The sequence below is a fragment of the Bifidobacterium sp. UBA6881 genome (assembly GCA_002451435.1).
GTDB lineage: Bacteria > Actinomycetota > Actinomycetes > Actinomycetales > Bifidobacteriaceae > Bifidobacterium.
This window is the reverse complement of sequence record DKCF01000030.1, coordinates 11,713-19,501: the sequence shown is the minus strand read 5'-3', so window position 1 is coordinate 19,501 and position 7,789 is coordinate 11,713. Positions and strand designations below refer to the sequence as shown.

At 60.4% G+C, this 7,789-nt stretch carries 9 protein-coding genes and 3 tRNA genes; 2 read left to right on the top strand and 10 right to left on the bottom strand.

The window, feature by feature from the left end; all coding sequences use genetic code 11:
- Positions 1-69: 69 nt before the first annotated feature.
- The 10 genes from fdxA to B3C64_RS02285 form a co-directional block, all read right to left on the bottom strand.
- A complete protein-coding gene (gene fdxA / locus B3C64_RS02330) occupies positions 70-390 on the bottom strand; it encodes a ferredoxin (RefSeq protein ID WP_003837405.1) in 321 nt (106 codons plus the stop codon).
- Between the two features lie 30 nt (positions 391-420).
- Entirely contained in the window at positions 421-1,917 is a 1,497-nt protein-coding gene (locus B3C64_RS02325; protein WP_291533445.1) for an amino acid permease, read from the bottom strand.
- Between the two features lie 172 nt (positions 1,918-2,089).
- Entirely contained in the window at positions 2,090-3,295 is a 1,206-nt protein-coding gene (locus B3C64_RS02320) for a UDP-N-acetylmuramate dehydrogenase (protein WP_291533443.1), read from the bottom strand.
- Between the two features lie 61 nt (positions 3,296-3,356).
- On the bottom strand, positions 3,357-3,527 hold the full coding sequence (gene rpmG, locus B3C64_RS02315) for a 50S ribosomal protein L33 (protein ID WP_003814458.1): 171 nt from the start codon (positions 3,525-3,527) through the stop codon (positions 3,357-3,359).
- 52 nt (positions 3,528-3,579) lie between these two features.
- Positions 3,580-3,653: transfer RNA gene (locus tag B3C64_RS02310), tRNA-Met, on the bottom strand.
- Between the two features lie 5 nt (positions 3,654-3,658).
- Positions 3,659-3,730 (bottom strand) — tRNA-Thr (locus B3C64_RS02305).
- 1 nt (position 3,731) lies between these two features.
- Positions 3,732-3,813: transfer RNA gene (locus tag B3C64_RS02300), tRNA-Tyr, on the bottom strand.
- Positions 3,814-4,156: 343 nt separating this feature from the next.
- Positions 4,157-4,450: a co-chaperone GroES gene (gene groES / locus B3C64_RS02295; RefSeq protein ID WP_011742802.1), complete on the bottom strand. Its 294-nt coding sequence runs from the start codon at positions 4,448-4,450 to the stop codon at positions 4,157-4,159.
- Between the two features lie 223 nt (positions 4,451-4,673).
- The gene (locus B3C64_RS02290) at positions 4,674-5,684 is read right to left on the bottom strand and encodes a hypothetical protein (protein ID WP_291533439.1); all 1,011 of its coding nucleotides are present in this window, start codon (positions 5,682-5,684) and stop codon (positions 4,674-4,676) included.
- Between the two features lie 278 nt (positions 5,685-5,962).
- Positions 5,963-6,556: a GNAT family N-acetyltransferase gene (locus B3C64_RS02285; protein ID WP_291533463.1), complete on the bottom strand. Its 594-nt coding sequence runs from the start codon at positions 6,554-6,556 to the stop codon at positions 5,963-5,965.
- A 224-nt stretch (positions 6,557-6,780) separates the two neighbouring features.
- On the opposite strand from B3C64_RS02285, the gene B3C64_RS02280 reads away from it, so the two are divergent.
- The gene (locus B3C64_RS02280; protein ID WP_291533437.1) at positions 6,781-7,422 is read left to right on the top strand and encodes a 5-formyltetrahydrofolate cyclo-ligase; all 642 of its coding nucleotides are present in this window, start codon (positions 6,781-6,783) and stop codon (positions 7,420-7,422) included.
- Between the two features lie 45 nt (positions 7,423-7,467).
- Positions 7,468-7,650, top strand: a complete 183-nt coding sequence (locus B3C64_RS02275; RefSeq protein ID WP_291533436.1) for an FmdB family zinc ribbon protein — start codon at positions 7,468-7,470, stop codon at positions 7,648-7,650.
- The last annotated feature ends 139 nt before the right edge of the window (positions 7,651-7,789 follow it).

Genomic DNA, 7,789 nt, shown 5'->3' with positions numbered 1-7,789 from the left:
TTGCCGGCGAAACGGCCTTCGGACGACGGGTCGGACGCGCGCGATGTCGTCGCGGCCGAATCTACCGGCTCACTGGTTCTGCGGCGGCAGAGCGGCGACCTGCTCCGGATCCTTGCCGATCGGGCCGGCCGCGGAAGCGCCGCCCAGGTCTCCGACCTCGGCGAAGAAGCTGACCGCGGCATCCTTGTACCAAGCCCACTCGTCGGGCAGATCGTCCTCGTAGAAGATGGCTTCGGTCGGGCACACCGGCTCGCAGGCACCGCAATCCACGCATTCGTTCGGATTGATGTACAGGGAGCGGGAGCCCTCATAGATGCAATCGACCGGGCATTCGTCCACGCAGGCCTTGTCTTTGACGTCGACGCATGGCTGAGCGATAACGTACGGCATGGTTACCTCCTTAACACGTACCGTTCAAGATTACTCTTGCTTGCCAACTTCCAGCTCGCCCGTGCCGAGGCGCGCATGTTTGTAGCCGTATCCGAAGTAGATGCAGAAGCCGACGATGAGCCAGACCACGAAGCGCAGCCAGGTGAGCACGCTCAGATTGAGCATCAGCCAGATGTTGGCGAGCGCGATCAGTATCGGCACCCAAGGGTTGCCGGGGATCTTGAACGTGCGTTTGAGATCGGGGCGTTTCTTGCGCATGATCGGCACGGAAATCGCGACAAGCGTGAATGCCGAAAGCGTGCCGATGTTCACCATGTCGGCGAGGATGCCGACATTGCAGCATGCGGCGATCAGCGCCATGACCACGCCGACGCAGATCTGCAGACGGACCGGCGTGCCGTGCTTGCCGGTATGGCTCAATCCGCGCGGCAGCAGACCGTCGCGGCTCATGGCGAACACGACGCGGGTGAGTCCGAGCAGCAGTACCATGACCACCGTGGCCAGACCGATCACGATGCCGAAGCTGATGATCTTGGCCGCCCAGTTCGCGCCGACCATTTCGAACGCGGTGGCCAGCGACGGGTTCTCCTGCTTGGCGAGGTCCTTATAGGAGACCATGCCGGTGGTGACGAAGGCGACCAACGTGTACAGCACGATGATCAGTCCCATGCCGACGCCGATGCCCAACGGCACGTTCCGCTTCGGGTTGATGGCTTCTTCGGATGTGGTGGCGACGACGTCGAAGCCCAGGAACGCGAAGAACACGAGGGCCGCGCCGGAGATGATGCCGGCCACGCCGTAGATGCTGGGCGTCATGCCGGTGGCCCATTGCCATAGCGGCTGCTCCATCGTCGCGCTCAGACCCGATCCCGTGCTCGCAGCGGGTTCGCTTGGCGGAATGAACGGCGTGAAATTACTGAACTTCACATAGAAGAAGCCGACGATCACGACGAACAGCACAATACCGATTTTCAGAATGGTGAGCGCGCCATCGACGCGCGCGCCGATTTTGGTGCCGAACACCAGCAAGGCGGTGAAGAACGCCACGACGATGATGGGCGCGAAGTCGAAATCGAACGATCCGATGGTGACGTTGGTGTTGATGTTCCAGCCGATCAGCCGGAAGAAATCGTTGAGATACACGCCCCAGTATTTGGAGACGACGGAGCCGGCCATGAGCATCTCCAGAATGAGGTCCCAGCCGATCACCCATGCGACGATTTCGCCGACCGTGGTGTAGGTGAAGGTGTATGCGGAGCCCGCGACCGGGATCATGGACGCGAATTCGGCATAGCACATCACCGCGGCGCCGCAGACCAGCCCGGCGATGAGGAAGCTGATGATCACCGCCGGGCCGGCATGGAAGGCGGCCGCCTGCGCGCCGATGGAGAAGATGCCCGCGCCGACCGCGACCGCGACGCCCATGATGGCGAGATCCCACCATGTGAGGTCTCGTTTGAGCGAACGGCCCGACTCCCCCGTTTCAGCCAAGGTCTGCTCGACTGATTTCTTACGAAATACGTTCAATGTATTCCCTCTCGTTCTGTATTCGCGCGCTTGCGCCCACTGTCCAAACTGATTGGAACAAAGCGCAAGTATAGAACGAGATTGTCACATTCCGGAACGGATGTATTTCCGGGACTTTTCCGAGGTTCCCAACGAGACGCGACCATGACGCGCCGACGGAAACCGTTGCGGATCACCGCAGGTCCATGCCAATCACGACGGGTTCGGGTACCAGACGGATGCCGTATGCGTCTTCGACGCCATCCTGCACCGTTTTGGCAAGGTCCGCGATGTCGGCCGCCTTCGCACCTCCACGGTTGGTCAGCGCCAGTGTGTGCAGGGTCGACAGTCCGGCGGCCGCGTCCTCGTCGGTTTTGTATCCCTTGTGGAATCCCGCATGGTCGATCAGCCATGCCGCCGACGTTTTGACACCCGGTTCGCCATCGGGCAGAGCCGCGTCGAATCGCGGCGCGTCTTCGGGAAGCTTTTCGGCCTGTTGTTCGGTAAGTATCGGATTCATGAAGAAGCTGCCGCAGCTGTGACGGTTGTAATCCGGCTGGGTTCCGCCGACCTGCGCGGACTGCGCCTCGCAGGCGATGGACACGAGTCCCGCCTCCTTGGTTCCGCGCATGACATCCGCGCTGTACCGCCCGGCGTCCTCCAGCATGCCTTTGGATGCGCGCACCTTGAGCACCGCGTTGCGGATATGCCGAATGTTCATGCGGTCACCGACCTCGACACCCAAGGCCTTGGCAAGCTGCCCGTAGCCGACCACGCCGGTTTCGCTACGTCGCAATGCGAAGGTGACGGACAGGACGACATAGCGCGGCGTCGGGAAGTATCTGGCCGCCGGCGTCGCCGGCGCGTCGTACATGCTCGCCTTCAGCACGCTCATACGGTATCCGAAACGCAGGTCGCTCGCGGTCAGATTCCGAACGGCACCCTCCTCGCGGTCCCATACGCGGACGGCATCGACGCTGGAGCCGACCTCCTGGCCGTATGCGCCGATGTTCTGCACCACGGACGCGCCGACGGTGCCGGGGATGCCCGACAATCCCTCGACGCCCTCCAATTCCAATTCGACGCATCGATCCACGAAATCGTCCCAGTTGCACCCCGCTTCGGCGGCGACGAACACGATTTCCTCTTCGTTCCCATCGCGGACGTCATTGGATTCACGCGACACGGTCACGTTTCGACGCGCATCGCGCACCACCACGCCCTCGAACGGCGCGTCGGACACCAGCATGTTGGATCCGCCGCCGATGACGCACAACGGTTTGCCTTCAGAGTCGGCGACTTTGACCGCATTGATGAAGTCTTCCTCGGACGTCGGTTCAATGAAGGATGCGATAGGTCCTCCCACACCGATGGTGGTGAGATCTGCAAAACTAGTCATAGTGCTCCAGAGTAACAAAAAACCCGACCGTATTGGTCGGGTTAAAAGCTTGATAAACCGTTCAGCGGGTCTCGCGGTGCACGGTCTGCTTGCCACAGCGCGGGCAGAACTTCTTCAGCTCAAGACGATCCGGCGTGTTGCGACGGTTCTTCGTCGTGATGTAGTTACGCTCCTTGCACTCGGTGCATGCCAGCGTGATGCCCGGACGAATGTCGGCGCTCTTGCTTGCCATCTAAGTTCACCTCTTGTGATTCGTTGCTATACCGACATGCCGTCGGCCCTTGTAGCGAGAAAGAGACTCGAACTCTTGACCTTACGATTATGAGTCGTACGCTCTAGCCAGCTGAGCTATCCCGCCATGAGAGCCTCGAGTGAGAATTGGACTCACGACCTCTTCCTTACCAAGGAAGTGCTCTACCACTGAGCTATCGAGGCGTGGCGGATAGTGGATTCGAACCACTGAAGCACGAGGCGACTGATTTACAGTCAGTTCCCTTTGACCGCTTGGGAAATCCGCCGTGCTGCCGTTCGGTGAACCCCAACCGGCAACCCGATTAGTATGGCACACAATGGGTACTTTGCGCAAATACGGCGTGTCGCGGAAGTGGAAAATAGCTAGAATCATTGAAATTCCAACGTTTTTACAGTATTCGCGGCATTGCCGGCAATATGACCGTCCTCAAGGCATCGGCACGGAATCCCACCGCGATCATCGGGAAAAATTCCTCGCATATCGAATTCGGAAGGCATATCCGAACAGCAGACCGTCCAACAACGATCACCCAAGTACGCAAAAGCCCCGTGCCGTGCCACCGGGGAAACACCGGTGGCACGGCACGGGGCCCACGTTCTATACGGGACTCAGCCGAGAATGGCGAGAATGTCACGCGCGGAGACGATCAGGTAGTCCTCGCCCTGGTAGTGCACCTCGGTGCCACCGTACTTGGAGTACAGCACCTTGTCGCCGACCTTGACGTCGACCGGGATACGCTCGCCGGCGTCGTTGCGACGGCCCGGGCCGACGGCCAGGACTTCGCCCTGCTGCGGCTTCTCCTTGGCGTTGTCCGGGATGAACAGACCGGAAGCGGTCTGGGTCTCGGCTTCCGCCTGCTTAACGATGATCTTGTCTTCCAACGGTGTGAGTGAGATCGACACTGTGGACCTCCTCTTTCTAAGAGAAATCGATACTTATCGCGCCGGGACCCGCTTGCAAGAGGCTGACGATCACTTACGGCGTCGTCCTTTTCGCGCTGTGACATATCCTAGCGCGATTATTAGCACTCTGCCAACTCGAGTGCTAATGCTGTAAGAGAAATTTACGGAAAAGGCCCGGAACCATACGGCTCCGGGCCTCCACACTCATTCACGACGTGTTTCGTCACGCCGCACGTCGAGCCAAAATGGCCTCCAGATCGTTGCCCAACGAATCGGACGAGGCGTCGGGCGCGTCCACATCCGTCGCAACCTCAGCATCATGGAAACGGGAGGCGTCGCCATCACGCAGATGGATTCCAGCCTCCACACGCGCCGCGGCCTCGTCGGAGTCCATATCGCCCATCGCGTCAGACGGCACGATCAACGGCTTGACCTCATCGACCGGTACGGCCTTGGCGACCTGCCTGGTGGATTTGATCTCCATGCTTTCCGGCTCCTCGGCCTTGATGTCATTGCCATTGCGCGGCGCGCCCAAGGAGAATGAAATCAAATCCTGGGAGCCCTTGGTCTGAGCCACCACCTGATGCGCGGCATTCGAAGCCGCATCGACCTCATCACGCTCGTCATGAACGGACAGGCCCGACGGCTTGACGACCGCCTCGGCGGAATCGGCAGGGGTGGAATCCTCTACGGCTGTCTCGACGGGCCGCGCGGGCTGAACGTTGCGCTCGGAATCCGATGAACGTTTGGTCTCCCTCTTGCGCTGCTCGAGCGCGGCATCCCGTTCGGCCCTGCCCTGTTCGACGGCCTGTCGGATCTCCGCCTCGGGCATGGCATCAGTGGCCGTCTGCGCCTGTGCTATCTTCCGGGCCTCCGCGAGATCCCGCTCATGCAGGCGCACACGCTCGGCCTGCTCCGCGCGCGCCCGTTTGCGTTCCCGCTCCGTCTTCTTCCTCATCGTGGAACGGTACCTGGCTACCTTCTGTTCCCAAGCCACAGCCTGCTTGGCGGCACGCACGCCCAGCGCGAGCACGACGGCAAGCAATGCCGCCGGAATCAATGCGAACAATGCGCTGAAGTGGAATGCGACCGCGCACACCAACACCATCACCGTGATCGCGGCAAGGCCGGCCACGATAATCCGCCTTCTGCGGATCGCGGCACGACGAAGAGCACGCACCCGAGCAACCCGTTCCTTGGAGTATCTGCCCTCATGCGTCTCATTGGACTGCATTATTGCCCCTTTCGCCTTCACGACGGTTTCGTCGGAAAACCTCGTTCCGCTATCGGCATCAATCAAATGAAGCGATGGCGAAAAGCGATCCTCACGATGCTCGATCACCTGCTTCATGCCTTTGACGGTTCGTCTCGGCAACCAAATCACCATAAGAATCACGACGATCGCAAGCACTACTACCGTGCTTAACGACTCATAACCCATACCTCATAAGAATAGGGGACATTCAGACAATCTCAGCCCAGCCAAGCCGGGCGTGTCGGCACCTTTTCCAATCATTCACGCATCAGCCGCGCGGTGAAACCCCCCGGAGCGTCCCCGGCGAGCAATGCATACGATTCGTGGTCGCGCCAGCGGCCGTTGACATACATGTACGCCTTGCGCACCCCTTCGAACCGCGCGCCCACCTTGGCGACGACGCGGCGGGAACGCTCGTTCTCCGGCAGAATGTCGATTTCCATACGATGCAGCCGAGGACCGGTCGCGTCGAGCATCGCCCAATCCGCCAGCAAAGCCACGGCCATCGGAGCGTATCCGCGTCCCGCGCACCGCTCATCGATCCAATAGCCGACGATACCGGTGCGCATCGCGCCGTAACATATCGCCCCCAATGAAATCTGGCCGACGATGCGTCCATCATGCTCGATGGCGAACACCACCCCTGTGCCCGCACGCTCGTTACGACGCATCATGCGGATCCATTCATCGAAGGAAATCGAAGCGCCGTGAAGCGGGTCCCCCGATTCCCAGGGGCCCAGCCATGCGTCGTTACGCCATCTGACCTCGTTCCATTCATCGCAATCCGCCGCGGTCAACGGCCGCAACCCGATCGGGACATTCAGGCTCTGCGACCGGATGAACCGGGGCACGTCGATGCCGGGCCGATCCGAGCGGCACAACGCATCATGCAGATATTGCAAAATCTTCACAGCATCATTGTGCCATTGCGCGAGGCCGGCGCGATACGCGCAACCATTCCGTGGTACAACAAACCACTGTGGATATTCTGGGCACTTTCAACGGGAAAGACGACAGCCATACGCGGATGGACAATGACGCGAAAGCGCCTGCAGCCACCACGATGACGGCGTCGATGGTGAGACGGAGCAAAGCGGCTTGGCGCAAAGCCGCGGTGTCGCGAAGACTGCGCACGACCGTCGAGGAACGCCTGCAAGCGGGGACCGCCCTCGCCCAACAGGCCAGACGAAACCATCTGATCCACTCCTTCACCACCGTTGCCGCGTTCGTATCGATGGGCAGCGAAATCGCGATGGCGCCACTGTTGCGGACGCTGTTCGGCTGCAACTGCGAAGTGCTGGTTCCCCGGCTTGGCAACGGACTTGACATCGGCTGGAGCGAGCTCGGATCCCTGGACGATCTGCGGAGCCAACGCAACCCTGATGGTTCCGTCAATGGGAGAAGGCCGCAGGAACCGGATAATCCGTCCGAAGGCCCGGCTTCAATCGCCAAGGCTGGGCTCATCATCGTGCCGGCCCTCGCCGTCGACCGCAACGGATTCCGACTGGGGCGCGGAGGCGGCTGGTACGACAGGGCCTTGGAATACCGGACCACCGGCGCGCGCGTGGTGGCGGTATGCTGGCCGTGGGAGCTCATCGACCGGACCGTTCCCCACGAACCGCACGACATACCGGTGGATGGCGCGCTCACGCCGACCGGATTCTCCTGGTTTTCACCGATGGAACGTCGTGATGGGCCGTCTCAGGGAACGTACTAGGATATGTCCCGTTAATGAATGAAGAGCTTTACAGCGGAGGATATTTTGCCTACTTACCACTACCGTTGCAAGAACTGCAACTATGATTTCACCGAACAGCAGTCATTCACCGACGATCCGATCACCGTATGCCCGCAGTGCGGCGAAAAGCAGGTCCGCAAGGTCTATTCGGCGGTGCCGATTGAATTCAAGGGTTCCGGTTTCTACCGTACCGACAAGTCCAAGTGACATCAGGAAGACCGAATCGCGCGACACGCCGGAGATGTGGATAACCCTCGTCCTTCGACCACAGACCTTGATTCGGTTTGCGTTTCCACGCATCATCAGGCCATCATGCACGCATGACGGCCTTTTTTCATACATTGAC

Bases quoted from the DNA above. Each gene is read 5' to 3' on its own strand.
- fdxA (WP_003837405.1), bottom strand. From the start codon at position 390: ATGCCGTACGTTATCGCTCAGCCATGCGTCGACGTCAAAGACAAGGCC.
- B3C64_RS02320 (WP_291533443.1), bottom strand. From the start codon at position 3,295: ATGACTAGTTTTGCAGATCTCACCACCATCGGTGTGGGAGGACCTATC.
- rpmG (WP_003814458.1), bottom strand. From the start codon at position 3,527: ATGGCAAGCAAGAGCGCCGACATTCGTCCGGGCATCACGCTGGCATGC.
- B3C64_RS02290 (WP_291533439.1), bottom strand. From the start codon at position 5,684: ATGCAGTCCAATGAGACGCATGAGGGCAGATACTCCAAGGAACGGGTT.
- B3C64_RS02280 (WP_291533437.1), top strand. From the start codon at position 6,781: ATGGTGAGACGGAGCAAAGCGGCTTGGCGCAAAGCCGCGGTGTCGCGA.